Annotated in this window: 14 protein-coding genes; 6 read left to right on the top strand and 8 right to left on the bottom strand. The window is 64.2% G+C overall.

What is annotated here, in order from left to right:
• Positions 1-31 precede the first annotated feature (31 nt).
• Positions 32-628: a superoxide dismutase gene (locus tag SO156_RS15715; RefSeq protein ID WP_449381426.1), complete on the bottom strand. Its 597-nt coding sequence runs from the start codon at positions 626-628 to the stop codon at positions 32-34.
• Between the two features lie 237 nt (positions 629-865).
• On the opposite strand from SO156_RS15715, the gene SO156_RS15710 reads away from it, so the two are divergent.
• The 3 genes from SO156_RS15710 (at position 866) to SO156_RS15700 (ending at position 3,380) form a co-directional block, all read left to right on the top strand.
• Positions 866-1,393 carry a GNAT family N-acetyltransferase gene (locus tag SO156_RS15710; RefSeq protein ID WP_498535423.1) on the top strand — a complete coding sequence of 176 codons (528 nt, stop codon included), beginning with the start codon at positions 866-868 and terminating at the stop codon, positions 1,391-1,393.
• 81 nt (positions 1,394-1,474) lie between these two features.
• Positions 1,475-2,860 carry an MATE family efflux transporter gene (locus SO156_RS15705; protein ID WP_498535422.1) on the top strand — a complete coding sequence of 462 codons (1,386 nt, stop codon included), beginning with the start codon at positions 1,475-1,477 and terminating at the stop codon, positions 2,858-2,860.
• Between the two features lie 79 nt (positions 2,861-2,939).
• Positions 2,940-3,380, top strand: coding sequence for a DUF2147 domain-containing protein (locus SO156_RS15700; RefSeq protein ID WP_498535421.1), 441 nt, complete (start codon positions 2,940-2,942; stop codon positions 3,378-3,380).
• 52 nt (positions 3,381-3,432) lie between these two features.
• Here the strand turns inward: SO156_RS15700 and SO156_RS15695 are convergent, their stop codons facing one another.
• The 6 genes from SO156_RS15695 to SO156_RS15670 all read right to left on the bottom strand — a co-directional run bounded on the left by SO156_RS15695 (position 3,433) and on the right by SO156_RS15670 (position 9,406).
• Positions 3,433-4,575 carry a DUF3095 domain-containing protein gene (locus tag SO156_RS15695; RefSeq protein WP_498535420.1) on the bottom strand — a complete coding sequence of 381 codons (1,143 nt, stop codon included), beginning with the start codon at positions 4,573-4,575 and terminating at the stop codon, positions 3,433-3,435.
• Between the two features lie 209 nt (positions 4,576-4,784).
• The gene (locus SO156_RS15690; RefSeq protein WP_458151125.1) at positions 4,785-4,985 is read right to left on the bottom strand and encodes a hypothetical protein; all 201 of its coding nucleotides are present in this window, start codon (positions 4,983-4,985) and stop codon (positions 4,785-4,787) included.
• Between the two features lie 128 nt (positions 4,986-5,113).
• Positions 5,114-5,836 carry an SDR family NAD(P)-dependent oxidoreductase gene (locus SO156_RS15685; RefSeq protein ID WP_458151126.1) on the bottom strand — a complete coding sequence of 241 codons (723 nt, stop codon included), beginning with the start codon at positions 5,834-5,836 and terminating at the stop codon, positions 5,114-5,116.
• Positions 5,829-7,214, bottom strand: a complete 1,386-nt coding sequence (locus SO156_RS15680) for a class I adenylate-forming enzyme family protein (RefSeq protein WP_498535419.1) — start codon at positions 7,212-7,214, stop codon at positions 5,829-5,831. Before SO156_RS15680 ends, SO156_RS15685 begins: the two co-directional genes overlap by 8 nt.
• Positions 7,201-7,446, bottom strand: a complete 246-nt coding sequence (locus SO156_RS15675) for an acyl carrier protein (protein WP_458151128.1) — start codon at positions 7,444-7,446, stop codon at positions 7,201-7,203. Before SO156_RS15675 ends, SO156_RS15680 begins: the two co-directional genes overlap by 14 nt.
• Before the next feature lie 145 nt (positions 7,447-7,591).
• On the bottom strand, positions 7,592-9,406 hold the full coding sequence (locus SO156_RS15670) for a long-chain-acyl-CoA synthetase (RefSeq protein WP_498535473.1): 1,815 nt from the start codon (positions 9,404-9,406) through the stop codon (positions 7,592-7,594).
• A 223-nt stretch (positions 9,407-9,629) separates the two neighbouring features.
• On the opposite strand from SO156_RS15670, the gene SO156_RS15665 reads away from it, so the two are divergent.
• Both SO156_RS15665 and SO156_RS15660 read left to right on the top strand, forming a co-directional pair.
• Positions 9,630-10,610 carry a Bug family tripartite tricarboxylate transporter substrate binding protein gene (locus tag SO156_RS15665; RefSeq protein ID WP_498535418.1) on the top strand — a complete coding sequence of 327 codons (981 nt, stop codon included), beginning with the start codon at positions 9,630-9,632 and terminating at the stop codon, positions 10,608-10,610.
• 104 nt (positions 10,611-10,714) lie between these two features.
• A complete protein-coding gene (locus tag SO156_RS15660; RefSeq protein ID WP_458151130.1) occupies positions 10,715-11,128 on the top strand; it encodes a hypothetical protein in 414 nt (137 codons plus the stop codon).
• A gap of 47 nt (positions 11,129-11,175) precedes the next feature.
• On the opposite strand, the gene SO156_RS15655 is transcribed toward SO156_RS15660, so the two are convergent.
• Entirely contained in the window at positions 11,176-11,448 is a 273-nt protein-coding gene (locus SO156_RS15655) for a DUF3551 domain-containing protein (RefSeq protein ID WP_458151131.1), read from the bottom strand.
• A gap of 393 nt (positions 11,449-11,841) precedes the next feature.
• On the opposite strand from SO156_RS15655, the gene SO156_RS15650 reads away from it, so the two are divergent.
• Positions 11,842-14,982, top strand: a complete 3,141-nt coding sequence (locus tag SO156_RS15650) for a multidrug efflux RND transporter permease subunit (protein ID WP_498535417.1) — start codon at positions 11,842-11,844, stop codon at positions 14,980-14,982.
• Positions 14,983-15,007: the final 25 nt, after the last annotated feature.

Genomic DNA, 15,007 nt, shown 5'->3' with positions numbered 1-15,007 from the left:
CGAAAGCCGAACCCGGAATGACGTGACTAACTCACGCCTTGTCGAACAGCGACTCCACGTATTCCCAGTTCACGAGGTTCTCGACGAACGCCTTCAGATAGTCCGGACGGCGGTTGCGATAGTCGATGTAGTAGGAGTGCTCCCAGACGTCCACGCCGAGGATCGGGGTGGCGCCGTGCACCAGCGGATTCTCGCCGTTCGCCGTCTTGGAGATCTCGAGCTTGCCGTTCTTCACCGACAGCCAAGCCCAACCGGAGCCGAACTGGCCGACGCCCGCCGCCTGGAAGTCCGTCTTGAACTTCTCGAAGCCACCGAGGTCCTCGTTGATCTTCTTCTCGAGCTTGCCCGGCAGCTTGGTGCCGCCGCCATTGGGCTTCATCCAGCTCCAGAAGTGGATGTGGTTGTAGTGCTGGCCGGCATTGTTGAAGACCGCCGGGTTCTTCCCGAAGGAGCCCTTCACGATCTCCTCAAGGGACTTGCCTTCCCATTCGGTCCCCTTGAGCGCGTTGTTGCCGTTGGTGACGTAGGCCTGATGATGCTTGTCGTGGTGATATTCCAGCGTTTCCTTCGACATATACTGGCCGAGGGCGTCATAGGCGTAAGGGAGTGGGGGGAGCGTAAAGGTCATGGGTTCTTGTCCGCAACTGGGTGGGGAACGTGTTCTAACGGTCTCCCCTTATAGAAGGTTCCTGCGCCGTTAAATACCTTAGAATTTGCGAAACCGCATGGTGCGGACGGCATGGCCTGAATGCGCGAATTCAGCTCAGAACAAAAGGCGCGCGGGGCTGATGCAAAATATCATTGCCTTTGAAGCGTTTAAGAGAGAACGAATGCACCCTCGTGCGCAGTTAGCAAAGGCGGCCCCATGAGCATCGAGATCGACATTTTGAATGGCGACGCCTCATGGCCGGTCGCCGAGCCGTTGTTCAAGGCAGTCTGGCCGCGCGATGCCGTCGAGAAGCGGCCCTGGCGCCACATCAAATGGGCCAATGCCGAGCTTCGCGTGTTGATCGAGGCGCCCGAGGGCGGACTTGCCTGTCATGTAGGCATCTACTTCCGCACCATCACCTGGAACGGCCGCAAGGTCCATATTGGTGGCATCGGCGGCGTCTGCACGCGCGAGGACTGCCGTGGACGTGGCTACGCGACGCTCGCAATCGATGCCGCCGTTCACACCATGCGCGCCAACGATGCGGTCCGCTTCGCGCTCCTGTTCTGCGAGCCGCATAATTTCGCGTTCTACCAGGCTCGTAACTGGCACCCTTTCACCGGCGATATCTATTGCGAGCAGCCGGAGGGGCGGATCCGCTTCGACTGTACGGCGCCGTTCGTCTTCGACATCGTCCGCGCGCCGCGCCTGGGCACCATCGACCTATGCGGCCAGCCGTGGTGAGCCCTGCGTGAACGGAGGGCTGGTGCCGATGAGGCCCGGCTTATAATATGTCGGACATCATCTAATTTCATCCGGTGACGCATGACGATCGACGCCCCGATAGACGCCGCACCGTCGCGTGCTCCGGTGATGTCCCCCATTGCCAGCCTTTTGACTGCGCCGATCCTGCCGACACTGCTCAGGCTGGCGATCCCCAACATGATCGCGATGGTCGGCAGCACGCTGGTTGCGATCGCCGAGACCTCCTATATCGGCCGGCTCGGCACCATTCCGCTGGCCGCGATCGCGCTGGTGTTTCCCTTCGCCATGCTGACGCAGATGATGAGCGCGGGGGCAATGGGCGGCGGCGTGTCGTCCGCGATCAGCCGTGCGCTCGGCGCGGGCGACCGAAATCGCGCCGCGACGCTGGCGCTGCACGCCGCCATCATCGGCATTTGCGGCGGGCTGTTCTTCACCGTGATGATGCTGCTGTTCGGCCGCAGCTTCTTCACGCTGCTCGGCGGACGCGCAAACGTGCTGGAGGAAGCCTGCAATTATTCGCAGGTGCTGTTCTCCGGCGCGATCGCGATCTGGCTGGTCAACACGCTCGCCTCGGTGATCCGCGGCACCGGCGACATGCGCCTGCCCTCGATGACACTGATCGGCTCAAGCCTGGTGCAGGTCGCGGTCGGCGGCACGCTCGGGCTCGGCCTGTTCGGCGTGCCGCAACTCGGCATGCGCGGCGTCGCCTCGGGCCAGCTCATCGCCTTTACGCTCGCGGCAGTCTTCTTCGTCTGGTATCTGCTCACGGGTCGCAGCCGCCTGCCACTGAATGTTGGCGCCTTCCGGTTCGAGCGCGGCATGTTCCTCGACATCCTGAAAGTCGGCGCGGTCGCCTGCCTGTCGCCGCTGCAAACCGTGCTCACTATCCTGATCTTCACGAAAATTCTCGCAAGCTTCGGTACCGAAATGCTCGCCGGCTACGGCATCGGCTCGCGGCTGGAATTCTTGCTGATCCCGATCACCTTCGCCTTCGGCATCGCCTCGGTGCCGATGGTCGGCATGGCGATCGGCGCCGGACAGTTGCAGCGCGCGCGACGAGTCGCCTGGACGGCGGCGGCAGCCGCAGGCCTCACCGTCGGCCTCATCGGCCTCGTCGTCGCGCTCGATCCGGCGCTGTGGGTCTCGCTCTTTACCCGCGATGCCGGCGTCACCGCCGCTGCACACAGCTATTTCCATTGGGCGGGGCCGGCCTTCGTGTTCTTCGGTGTCGGTGTGTCGCTTTATTTCTCATCGCAAGGTGCCGCGCGCGTCGGAGGTCCGGTGCTTGCGTCCACAGCGCGGCTCCTGATCGTTGCCGTCGGCGGCCTCGCGCTCACGACAGCTCAGGCGCCGGCCTGGACACTGTTCGCCCTGGTCGGCGGCGCCATGGCGGTGTTCGGGCTCAGCACGGCCGCCTCCGTCGCGCTGGCCGGCTGGGGCAAATGAACGCAGGAATGTGATGCAGCCGCGCGTTGCATGATGGCGATTTGCTGCTATGGAGACGCCTCCATTTTCGGGGCTCTTCATGATCCGCAGATTCGCCGTTCTCGTCACCTGTCTGGCTGCGCTGTTGGGCGCGACCGCCGCACGCGCGCAGAGCGCGGATGCGAGCGGGACCTGGCTGACCCAGGCAGGCGATGCACGGGTCAAGATCAGCAAATGCGGCGGCGGCATCTGCGGCGTCATCGTCTGGCTGAAGGAGCCCTACGACACCGCGACCGGCCAGCCCGCCAGCGACAGCAAGAATCCAAATCCCGCGCTCGCCAGGCGTCCGCTGATCGGATTGCCGTTGTTCAGCGGCATGCAGCCGTCAGGCTCGAACAAATGGTCGGGCCAGATCTACAATGCCGATGACGGCAACGCCTATGCGAGCCACATCTCCGTCACCGGCACCGATACGCTCCGCGTCGAAGGCTGCGTGGGTGCCTTGTGCGGCGGCGAGACCTGGACACGGGTCGTCCGCTGATTGCGCACCTCTCCCCAGCGGGGAGAGACCACAATCCGCTTCTAAGGCGGCGTCACGCCGTCGCCTTCAGCACCGTTGCCGCCGATGCGTAGCCACCGCGCGCGCCGTCGATGAAGTGGACGTGGTCGCTGCGCAGCGCCGAAGGCGTGAAGCAGGTCATCATTGCCGCGTCCTGCCGGTGCAGGCCATAGCGTACGATGCCGCTCTTCGCCGCCGCTGCCAGTCGATCGCTCAAGTCACGCTCGAGCTCCGGCGTGCAGTCGAGGATCATGCGCAGACCGTCGTCATATTTGCGGAAGTCCGAGTTCTCGACGACCTGCTGCGTATAGGTCTTGGGCACGAAGCCGCCGACCTTGATGTCGAGGCGCACGATCATGTAGGCGAATAGAGTGTAGGCCAAAACACCGACGCGGCGCTTGAGGAGCGAACCGCCGCGCCTGGCGCGCGCCTCGTAGTCGAGCCCCTGCGGCGGCCATTTCAGCGGCGGACCCTGCGGCGGCACGGGACGGCCCGCATCCGGACTACGCTCGACGAGATGGATGACGTCCTCGATCACTTTCCGGAAGAGAAGCGCATCGGCGCCGCGCGCCGGCACCACCAGCACCGACAGGATGAGCCCGCGCGAGGCCGGAATCTCCTCGAACCGGCAGGACAGGCCGGACAGATCCGGCTGCGTGCCGTCGGGCGCCTCAAGAACCGCGAACTCGCCCCGCTTCATCGCAGCCTCGGCCCACCCCAACCCTCCGCCGGAGAACATCGCATAGGACAGGTTGGCCGACGGCCCGAAGCGCGCGACGCGCACGTCCAGGCCCGCGCTGCGAATCGCGCTGACCGGCACAAGCGCGACGCGCATTTTCAGATCGAGATCCTGCCTGACCCAGGTCGCCGTCGCGGCGAGCGCGGCGCGGGCGCGGTCGAGATCTTCGGGCGAAACTGCAAAGCTCGCGCCGTCGCCACCGAACACGAAAGGAAATTCCCGTCCCTGCAGCGCATTGGTGACGGCTGCGATCACCGCGGCACCGGCCACGTTGACCGCCTTGTAACGCTGCGCCGCAATCGCCTTGGTGGAATCGACGATGTCCGCCACCCCGATGGTCCAGTCATCAGGCAGCGGCGAATAGAGCGAGGGATCCATCAGGCTGGTGAAGCCGCGGAAGACGGGGATGCTGCCGTAGAAGGAGACGCCTGGTGTCATTGCCTGAGGCCGGGTGCGTTTCGCGCAATCAAGATACGAGACTGGGATCGATTGGGTTCACCGGACGGCGCACCCGTGGGATTCCCGATCATTGGCTGAAACAGACCCGGACAACAAGAGCGATGGCCCGCCGCTCAGATGTATTCAGCACGCGAGCTGCGAGGCAGAATGGATTTGATCTTCACGGCGATTGAAGCGGCGTACGCAAGCTAGTGCAGCTTTTCCCTCTCCGCCACCGAGGGCACGTGCACGTCATGGCAGCCGACGAGCCGGACGAATTGCTGCGGATACATTTCGTAGCCGTGATCGCCGGAATTCTGATGCGACATCGGCTGGTTCTTGGACTTGCGGTTGGTGACGCTCTCTTGAGATGACTGCGCTGATGCCCTGGGAAGGTTCGAAGCGGTCATGCATACTGCTCCCTGTCGTTTAGGGCAGATCGATTGACGTAACCGCAACCGATTGCAGAGCATCCTAGAACCAAATGCGCTGAAATGATATCGAGCGCGATCAACTCAATTTGTGGCGCGAGAGTTCCTTAAGCGGTATTTCCAGCGTCGATCGTGAACACCGTTCCCGTGACGTTGCGTCCGCCTTCGCCGAGCAGATACTCGACCATCCGCGCGACGTCCTCAGTCTGCGGCAAGCGGCGCAGTGCGCTGCGCCCCGCGATGCGCTTGCGGCCTTCGTCGGAGAGATTGTGTGTCAGCTCGGTATCGATGAAGCCGGGCGCGATCGCATTCACGGTGATGCCGAGCTTGCCGACCTCGCGCGCCAGCGAGCGCGTGAAACCGGTCGCGGCCGCCTTGGTCGCGCCATAGACCGACAGGCCGTTATAACCGGTCGTGGCGATGATCGAGGAGATGTTGATGATGCGACCTGCGCCGTCGGCCATCATGTGCCGCGCGACATATTTGGTGAGGATGATCGGCGACAGCACGTTGAGCTGCACCAGCGCTTCGATCTCGGAATTGTGCATGGTCGCGAGCAGGCCCTCGGTGCCGAGGCCGGCATTGTTGACGAGGCCATAGATCGCGCCGAACTCGTCGCGCACCAGCTTTGCGAAAGCCGGGATCGCGTCGATGACCGCGAGGTCGCAGGCGCGAAAATGCAGGCGCTTCTCCGACACGCGCACCGCGGCCGCGAGCTCTTCGGTCTCACGCCGCGCCACCGCGATCACGTTGTAACCGGCGCCCACCAGGCGCGTTGCGATCGCAAGGCCAATGCCGCGGCTGCCGCCGGTGACGAGGACATTATGCATCGGTGCGCGCCAGCTTTCCGGCCGGAGTGACGTCGAGGGTCTCGACGAAGCGGATCACCGCCGGCACTTTGTGTGAGGCGAGCTGCGCCCGGCACTGGTCCAGGATCTGCTCGCGGATCTCGTTCGCCCGCGCCGGATCGGTGCCGTCGCCAAGGATCACGTCGGCCACGACGATGCCGCCGGTGATCGGGCTCTTCCGCGATTTCGCGCGCGACATCCGCACGTCCGGATGACGGTTGATGACCGCCTCGATTTCCTCGGGATGAACCTTCAGCCCGCCGATGTTGATGATGCCACCGCGACGCCCGACGAAATAACAGCGGTCGCCGCGCAGCTCTATCATGTCGCCGGTGTCGACGAAGCCGTCGTCCTCGGCGAGCTTCGACGCATTGCGGCCGATATAGGCGTGCGCGGTGCGGTTGGAGCGGATGCGCAGCGAGCCGTCGACGATCTTCATCTCAACGCCGCTCGGATTCACGCCGATATAGGCGGCGGGAAAACCTTCGAGCCCGTCATTGACGGCAAAGCCGACGCCGGCTTCCGTCGAGGCATAGGCATGACCGATCGAGGAATTGGGGAACGCCGCCTTCAGGCCGTCGAGCACGGCCTGGTCGGCGATCTCGCCGGAGAGGCGGACATAGCGCGGCGCGAATTGCGCCGCCGAACCGCTCATCAGGAGCTTGCGCCAATGCGAGGGCGTGCCGGAAATGTGCGAGACACTGCGCGCGTTCAGACGCGCGACGTGGCCCGCGAGGACCTCATGTGCGTCCGACAGCACCATCGAGCCGCCGGAAAGGATCGCGCGCAGGAAGATTTGCAAGCCGCCATAGCGGCGGATGTCGTAGAAGGTCGCCCAGACCGGCGCGGGGCCGCGCGCAGGCGCCTCGGCCCGGATCGCGCCGGTCAGCGCTTCCAGCGTATGCGCTGCGATCTTCGGCACGCCAGAGGTGCCCGAGGTCAGCATCAGCCATTCGGTGGCGCGCTCGGATTCGGCAGGCGTAGCCGCGGTGAGCGGCAGTTGCGCGGTCATGACGAGCGGGATCGCGCCGTCTCTCCAGAACTCCGGCTCGTCGGTGACGACTGCATCGATCTCCGCGTCAGCGATCAGCGCATCGAGATGCGCGGGATTGAGATCCGGCGGGCACAGCAGCATGCGACGGGCGATGCCGTCCAGCTCGATCATGGCAAGGCCGGATCTGAGCTGGTCGGACAATTTCAACAGCACCGACCGGCCGGACAACTCGCCAAGGCGGCCGCCCAGGACCGTCTGCGACAGCACGTCTGTCAGCGACACCAGATGGTGCGCATCCGACAGCGTGCGTCCCTTCAGCTCGGCGCTGAGATAGTCGCGGAGTGCAAAGATCTCACGCGGGAACATTTTCGTAGGCCCGCACGAAATCGCCGACGGTCGCCGGGAAGGCAGCGTCCTCGGAAATCGTGAAGGGATCGACGCCGAGCTCGTCCTCGAGGCGCGCGATCAGGATCGCGAAGGCGAGCGAGTCGAAACCCGTCTCATGCAGCGACAGGTCGTCCGTCAGCTCCGGCAGCGTGACGTTCTGCTCCTTGGCAATCTGCTTGATCACTTCAGTAATTTTTAACCTTACCGACATGGCTGCGCTCGCTTCGTGTTTGTTATCGTTTGATCGTCTTTGGCGGAATGCCCGCCTCCCGTTGCTCCGTGGTTTACCGGACAGAAGTAAATGGCTTCTTGGACAATTCAGATAAAATTGGACCTATCTCTGTTTTTGTAGCCCATTAGAGCCTGACAGAGCCATCAACAATTTGCACGTACGTCTCCCGGTCAACCGCGACATAGACGCCGGACTTCGGCTCCATCACGTACAGCGGATCAGCGATCGCGCCGGGATCAAACCCCTCGCGCGCGAGCTGGCTCTTCTTCTGCTTGAAAGTCTCGGTCGCATCGAGCCCGGTCGAAATGCGGATGAAGACGGGGCGGGCGTAAGGAGGCAGGCGCGTGGCGAGATGACCCGCGAGTGCGGCCAGATCAAAGCCCTCGTTGACCACGATTGCGCTCATGCCGGCGCGGCCGTCGGTGCCGGGAATGCTGACGCCGTAGGTCGTTGCGTCGACCACGCCGGAGCAATCACGCACGGCGTCGTTGACCTCCGAGGTCGCAACGTTCTCGCCCTTCCAGCGGAAGGTGTCGCCGATGCGGTCGACGAAATGAAAGAAGCCCTTGTCATCCAGCTGCATCAGATCGCCGGTGCGGAACCAGGCATCGCCGTGAGCGAAGACATGGCGCAGGATCTTCTTCTCGGTCTCGCCGGCGTCGGTATAGCCCTCGAAACGGCCGCCGCCTTCATCGGCGGTGCCGATGCGGCCGATGGCTTCACCGGCCTCGCCGCGCGCGCAGGCCAGGCAAAGGCCGTCGGCATTGCGCAGGGGCACGCCGGCGTCGGGATCGAGCTTGACGATCGCCGCCGGGAAACGATGCGCAAGCAGCGGCGGGATGCGGCCGATCGCACCCGGTCTGCCCTCGACGTTGAACAGCGAGAAGTTGCCTTCGGTCGCCGCGTAGAATTCGAGGATGCGGGGAAGCGCAAAGCGGGCCTGGAAGTCCTCCCAGATGTCGCCGCGCAGGCCATTGCCGCAGACGAGCCGCAGGCCGTGGCGGTTCTCATACTCCGACGGCGGCGCTTTCAGGAGATATCGGCAGAGCTCGCCGATATACTGGAACAGGGTGCAGTCGTGGCGGACGATGTCGGACCAGAAATTCGTCGCCGAGAATTTGTCCGCGATCACCACCGAGCCGCCAGCGGCGAGCATGCTGCAGGGCGCGACGATGCCGCCGACGGAATGAAACAACGGCAGGCAATCGTAGAGCCGGTCCTGTGGCGTCGCGCCCATGAGCCCGGCAAACCAGAAGCCCCAGTTGAGGATGCGGCGATGGCTGATGCTGGCTGCCTTGGGCAGGCCCGTGGTGCCGGAGGTATAGATCAGTAGCGCGCGGTCATTGATGGTCACGCCGCCGTGCTCGTCCTGCGAGAGCGGGCCGTCGTCGAGCGCCGCCAGCGCCACATCGATCGAGCGCTCGCTGCGCGCATCGCCATGGGTCCAGATCTTTGCCGCCGAATTCAGGTGCTGCGTGGCGTCCGCAAGCGCCTCGGCGAGATCATGCGCGACGATGAGGTGGGACGGCTTCGCGACATCGATGCAATGCGCCAGCGACTGTCCAACCAGCTTGGTGTTGATCAGCGCGACGACGCCACCGATACGGCTGATGCCGAGCCAGGCGGCGACATAGTCGGCACCATTCGGCATGATCATACCGACGGTGTCGCCCTTCGCGAGGCCGACCGAGCGTGCCCAGCGCGCGTAGCGGTTGATACGTTTTGCGAGCTGATCGTAGCTGATCGTTTCGTCGTCCGTGAGGAGCGCCGCGCGGTCCGGCTGGCGTCTCGCCCAATCCTCGATGACATCGGCGAACAGCCGGCCCGGCAGCGTCTCGATGCGCGCGGTGAGTTCGATCGCCTTCAGCCAGATTTTCGAGGCCGAGGGCGCGCGCGTCGTTTTCGCCTGCTCGATGACGCCGGGGTTCATGTTGTTGATGTCTTTCGGCTGGTCACTCGTCTGTCAGTAGCTATAGACCGCGAGCCCTGACCAGGTGTTAAGAGCCAAGGTAAAAACAGGGTTAGTCCGCGATTAACTCTGGTCATCCTTTACCAAGCCGACGGGAACGGCGTGCGGGTCGGCGCGATTCTTGCGATATCGATTTCAGACATGCGGGCGAGCTGGTTCGCACCGATAATTTCCTCGCTTTGAGGCAAGAACAATGGTCACCAAGCGCAACTTCCTCCGCGCGGCCGCCTGTGCCCTCGCAGGCCTCGCCGCTCCCCGCGCCTTTGCCGTGGGAAATCCCTCCTATCCCTCGCGCAGCGTGAAATGGGTGGTTCCTTACGCACCTGGCGGCGCGACCGACGTGCTGTCGCGGCTGCTCTGCCAGCGCTTGTCCGAGCGGCTCGGCCAGACCTTCGTGGTCGAGAACAAGCCCGGCGCCGGCAGCAATATCGGCACGCAGGCGGTGATTGCCTCGGAACCGGACGGCTACACGCTGCTGCTGACCTCGACCGCGAACGCGATCAACGCGTCCTTCGATCCGGCGCTGCCCTATGATTTCGCCAAGTCCATCGCACCGGTTGCCGGCGTGGCGCGCATTCCGCTCGTGCTTGTCGTCAACAACGATCTGCCGGTGCGGACCGTTTCGGACTTCATCCTCTACGCCAGGGCAAATCCCGGCATGCTCTCGATCGCCTCCTCCGGCATCGGAACCTCACTGCATCTGTCCGGCGAGCTGTTCAAGGCGCTTGCCCGCGTGCAGTTCACCCACGTTCCCTATCGCGGGTCGGCGCCCGGCCTGACCGACGTGATGACCGGCCAGGTGCACGGCATGTTCGACAACGTCACCTCGTCCTTCGAGCTGGTGCGCGCCGGCAAGCTGCGCGCACTCGGCGTCACGACACGTGAACGCTCCGACATCCTGCCCGACGTGCCGTCGATCGCGGATACGCTGCCGGATTACGAGACATCGTCCTTCTACGGCGTCGGCGCGCCGCAGGATACGCCACGCGAGATCATCGATCTGTTGAACCGCGAGATCGACGCGGCGCTGTCCGACAGCGAGATCAAGCGCCGCATCGCCCAGCTCGGCGCGATGGTGCTGCACGGCAATGCGGGCGAGTTCGGCAGCATGCTGACCGAAGAGACCGCGCGCTGGCGTGAGGTGGTGCAGTTGTCGGGAGTGAAGAAGGAGTAGCCGCGAGCCCGGCCCGCTCGGCAGCGGCTTGCGTCCGCGGCATCCACACCCGCAATCCCTAGCGGCTTGCCCTCGCCTCTCCCGCGCACGCATTGTCTCGCGCCATGGGCAACAAATCTCGCGAGCGAATCTACGGCGCGTCCGTTCGCGCGGCGGCGGAGCGGGCGGCAGCGGCGCGGAAAGAGGCCGACCGCCTCGCCTGCGAGGCCTGGAACAAGCGGATGCTGTCCTTTCAGGGGCCGGCCCAGCCGTCGCCGACGCTGGGCGATGCGCTGAACGCCGGCTATTGCTATCTCGAGGTGAAGTGCCTCGGCTGCGAGACGCACCAGACCGTGGCGCTCGACGTCATCAGGCGCCGGAAATCGACGCCGATCCACGAGCTGGAACGCTACATGCGCTGCCGGCAATGCTCGGAGCTGTCAGGGTTTCCCTACAAGCGTAGTCATCTCGTGGCGCTGCGCACCACGAAGATCTCCGTGCGTGATCCTCGCTCGGAATGGTGGCCGGGCGAGCGGTGAACGCTGCACCGCACACATTGCGGCGCTCGGACGCGCTGACGATGGCGCTAGTAAGCCGGTTTATAGCGCCGGCGCGGCTGCGGCTGGTCGGAGACGTAGTAGGGATTGACGTCGCAGGATGCGGAAAGGCCGGAGGCCGAGGCGCGGCACTGCTCCAGTGACGCGTACGAGCAATCGAACCAGTCGCTGCCGCCACCGCGGGGCCCTCCCGTGTAGACGTGCATGCATACCGGATAGCGCGGGTCGTAGCGCTGGGCGCTGGCAGGCGTTGCTGCCTGGAGCGTGGCGATGGCGATGATGGTCAGGAGCGGTATGCGCATCGGAAATTCCTCGAATCGGCAGCGACGGCGGGCGTCGCACAGGTCCGATATGGCATAGCGCGGCGGCGGAGGCGACTGCTCCGCAACATATACCTCTCCCGCTTGTGACGCACGATCGAAAGAGCAGACAGGCTGACCTCTCTTGACCTGCAGAAAGCGCATATCTGCGGGTCGTTCCTGTTCGACAAAGGTCGCAATCATCCCCCGCAGGATTCCGTTCGCAAGCCGGCGCGAAGGGACTAATCTTGCCGTTACAACGCCGGCCCCGAACCGCCGATGGCTCAGGGCATTCAACATATGGGCTAAAGGAAACGCACATTCGCGCACGGGCTCTCGGGCGCGACTCCGCATTCGCGAGGAGAAGATGCGCTGGCCAGTCGATGGTTTCAGGGCATGCAAGAGAGCTTCTCGTCTCCATTCATCCGCTACCCGATCGGCACCTCGCTGCTGATGGCGGGTATCCTTTTCGTCGGCCTCGTGGCCTATCCACTGCTGCCGGTTGCACCGCTGCCGCAGGTCGACTTTCCAACCATCCAGCTTTCCGCATCACTCCCCGGCGGCAGCCCGGAGACGATGGCCTCCTCGGTGGCGCAGCCGCTCGAGCGCCAGCTCGCGCAGATCCCCGGCATCGCGCAGATGACATCGACGAGCTCGCTCGGTTCGGCCTCGATCACCATCCAGTTCGATCTGAACCGTCAGATCGACGCCGCCGCCAACGACGTTCAGGCCGCCATCAACGCGGCGAGCGGCCAACTGCCCAAGAACCTGCCCTCGCCTCCCACCTATCGCAAGGTCAACCCGGCGGATTCGCCAATCATGATCCTGTCGGCGACGTCGGACACGCTGCCGCTGACCACCGTCAGCGACCGCACCGACGCCCAGCTTGCCCAGCAGATCAGCCAGATCTCCGGGGTCGCGCAGGTCTTCGTCGGCGGACAGCAGAAGCCGTCGGTGCGCGTCCAGGTCGATCCGGCAAAGCTCGTCGCCAAGGGCCTGTCGCTTGAGGACGTGCGCAGCCAGATCGCGATCACCACCACCGACAGTCCGAAGGGAAACATCGACGGCACGCGGCGCGCCTACACCATCTACGCCAACGACCAGCTGCTCGAAGCCTCGGCCTGGCAGGATGTGATCATTGTCTATCGCAATGGCGCTCCCTTGCGGATCCGCGACATCGGCGAGGCGGTAGCCGGACCTGAGGACATGAAGACCGCGGCGTGGGCCGACGGCAAACGGGGCGTATTCCTCGTCATCTTCAAGCAACCCGGCGCCAACGTCATCGACACCGTCGAACGCATCAAGGCACAACTGCCGCGGCTGGTGGCGGCGATCCCGCCGGCAATCGCCATCAAGATCATCAGCGATCGCACCATTACGATCCGCGACGCGGTCGAGGACGTGCAGATCACGCTCCTGATCACCATTGGGCTGGTGGTGATGGTGATCTTTCTCTTCCTGCGCAGCTTCTGGGCCACAATCATTCCGACCGTGACCGTTCCGCTGGCACTGCTGGGTGCCTGCTCGCTGATGTGGGTGTTCGGCTACTCGCTGGACAACCTCTCCCTGATGGCGCTGACGATCGCGGTCGGGTTCGTGGTCGATGATGCGATCGTGATGCTCGAGAACATTACCCGCTACGTCGAGCACGGCGAGCGACCGCTGGCTGCTGCCTACAAGGGGGCGGCGGAGATCGGCTTCACCATCGTCTCGATCAGCATCTCGCTGATCGCCGTGCTGATCCCCCTGCTGCTCATGGGCGGCATCATCGGCCGGCTGTTCCGCGAGTTCGCGGTGACGCTCGCGATGGCGATCTTCGTCTCGCTGGTGGTGTCGCTCACGCTCACCCCGATGATGGCCTCGCGCTTCCTGCGCGCCGACCAGGAGGCGCGGCATGGACGGGTCTACCAGTGGAGCGAGCGGATGTTCGAGCGCCTGCTCGGCACCTATGAGCGCGGGCTCGACGTCGCGCTGCGGCACAGCTTCATCACGCTCTGCATCTTCTTCGCGACGATTGCCCTGTCGGTTTACCTCTTCATCCTGATCCCGAAGGGATTCTTCCCGCAGCAGGACAACGGCTTCCTGACCGCAGTCTCCGAGATGCCGCAGGACATCTCGTTTGCGGAGATGAAACGGCGCCAGGAGGAACTCAACGCGATCGTGCAGGCCGATCCAGCCGTCGATTCGATCGCGATGTTCATCGGCGGCGGCGGCACCGCACTGAATTCCGGGCGCATGTACATCACGTTGAAGCCGCGGGAGGAGCGTGACGTCAGCGCGCAGCAGATCATCGCGCGACTGCGGCCAAAGCTCGCCAAGATCGAGGGCGCCCGCCTCTATATGCAGGCCTCGCAGGACGTGCGTCTCGGCGGCCGCGCGACGCGCACCCAGTTCGAGTTCACGCTCCAGGACGCCAATCTTACCGAGCTGAACGCATGGGCGCCAAAGATCCTGGAAGCGATGAAGACGCTGCCGCAGCTTCGCGACGTCGCCACCGACCAGCAGACCGAAGGCACGACGCTTCAGCTCACTATCAACCGCGATACCGCAGCGCGCTACGGCATCCAGCCGCAGCTGATCGACGATACGCTCTATGACGCATTCGGCCAGCGCCAGGTCACACAGTATTTCACCCAGACCAACAGCTATCACGTGATCCTCGAGATCACCCCGGAGCTGCAGGGCAAATTGGATACGCTCGACAAGATCTACATCAGGTCGCCGCTGACGGGCGAGCAGGTGCCGCTTTCGGTATTTTGTAGCTGGACCAATGTGCCGGTGCGGCCGCTCGCGATCGCCCATCAGGGGCAGTTTCCGGCGGTGACGATCAGCTTCAACCTCGCCGAGGACGTGGCGCTCGGGCAGGCGACCGACGCGGTCTCGCAAGCCGTCAGCGAAATGCGCGCACCGCCGACACTGGCAACGAGCTTCCAGGGCACCGCGCAGGCGTTCCAGCAATCGCTCGGCACCGTGCCGCTGCTGATCCTGGCCGCGCTCGTCGTGGTCTACCTGATCCTGGGCGTGCTCTATGAGAGCTACATCCATCCCCTGACCATTCTCTCCACGCTGCCCTCGGCTGGAGTCGGCGCGATCGCCATCCTGATGATCTTCGGCTTCGACTTCAGCCTGATTGCCTTGATCGGAATCATCCTCCTGATCGGCATCGTCAAGAAGAACGGCATCATGATGGTGGATTTCGCGATCGCCGCCGAACGCGAGCAGCATTTGACGCCGGAGCAGTCAATCCGCCAGGCGGCGCTGCTGCGCTTCCGCCCGATCATGATGACCACGATGGCGGCGCTGCTCGGCGGCGTGCCCTTGATGCTCGGCACCGGCACCGGCGCGGAGATCCGCCAGCCACTCGGCTATGCCATGGTCGGCGGCCTCCTGGTCAGCCAGGCTCTTACGCTGTTCACGACGCCAGTGGTCTATCTCTATCTCGACCGCTTCTCCAATCTGCTCTCACGCTGGATGGCGAAGAAGCCGAAGGCGAAGGCAGAGGCCGCGCACGACGAGCAGAAGGATGCGGCGGAGTGAGCGTGCTCGCTGCAACGTCGTTTGG

The sequence above is a fragment of the Bradyrhizobium sp. UFLA05-125 genome, from assembly GCF_059803515.1.
This window is presented reverse-complemented; position numbering and strand designations above follow the sequence as displayed.

What these genes read in the sequence shown, in the direction of transcription:
- SO156_RS15710 (WP_498535423.1), top strand. Translation starts at nt 866, where the DNA reads ATGAGCATCGAGATCGACATTTTGAATGGCGACGCCTCATGGCCGGTC.
- SO156_RS15675 (WP_458151128.1), bottom strand. Translation starts at nt 7,446, where the DNA reads ATGTCGGTAAGGTTAAAAATTACTGAAGTGATCAAGCAGATTGCCAAG.
- SO156_RS15690 (WP_458151125.1), bottom strand. Translation starts at nt 4,985, where the DNA reads ATGACCGCTTCGAACCTTCCCAGGGCATCAGCGCAGTCATCTCAAGAG.
- SO156_RS15665 (WP_498535418.1), top strand. Translation starts at nt 9,630, where the DNA reads ATGGTCACCAAGCGCAACTTCCTCCGCGCGGCCGCCTGTGCCCTCGCA.
- SO156_RS15705 (WP_498535422.1), top strand. Translation starts at nt 1,475, where the DNA reads ATGACGATCGACGCCCCGATAGACGCCGCACCGTCGCGTGCTCCGGTG.
- SO156_RS15680 (WP_498535419.1), bottom strand. Translation starts at nt 7,214, where the DNA reads ATGTTCCCGCGTGAGATCTTTGCACTCCGCGACTATCTCAGCGCCGAG.
- SO156_RS15715 (WP_449381426.1), bottom strand. Translation starts at nt 628, where the DNA reads ATGACCTTTACGCTCCCCCCACTCCCTTACGCCTATGACGCCCTCGGC.
- SO156_RS15695 (WP_498535420.1), bottom strand. Translation starts at nt 4,575, where the DNA reads ATGACACCAGGCGTCTCCTTCTACGGCAGCATCCCCGTCTTCCGCGGC.
- SO156_RS15700 (WP_498535421.1), top strand. Translation starts at nt 2,940, where the DNA reads ATGATCCGCAGATTCGCCGTTCTCGTCACCTGTCTGGCTGCGCTGTTG.
- SO156_RS15655 (WP_458151131.1), bottom strand. Translation starts at nt 11,448, where the DNA reads ATGCGCATACCGCTCCTGACCATCATCGCCATCGCCACGCTCCAGGCA.
- SO156_RS15650 (WP_498535417.1), top strand. Translation starts at nt 11,842, where the DNA reads ATGCAAGAGAGCTTCTCGTCTCCATTCATCCGCTACCCGATCGGCACC.
- SO156_RS15685 (WP_458151126.1), bottom strand. Translation starts at nt 5,836, where the DNA reads ATGCATAATGTCCTCGTCACCGGCGGCAGCCGCGGCATTGGCCTTGCG.
- SO156_RS15660 (WP_458151130.1), top strand. Translation starts at nt 10,715, where the DNA reads ATGGGCAACAAATCTCGCGAGCGAATCTACGGCGCGTCCGTTCGCGCG.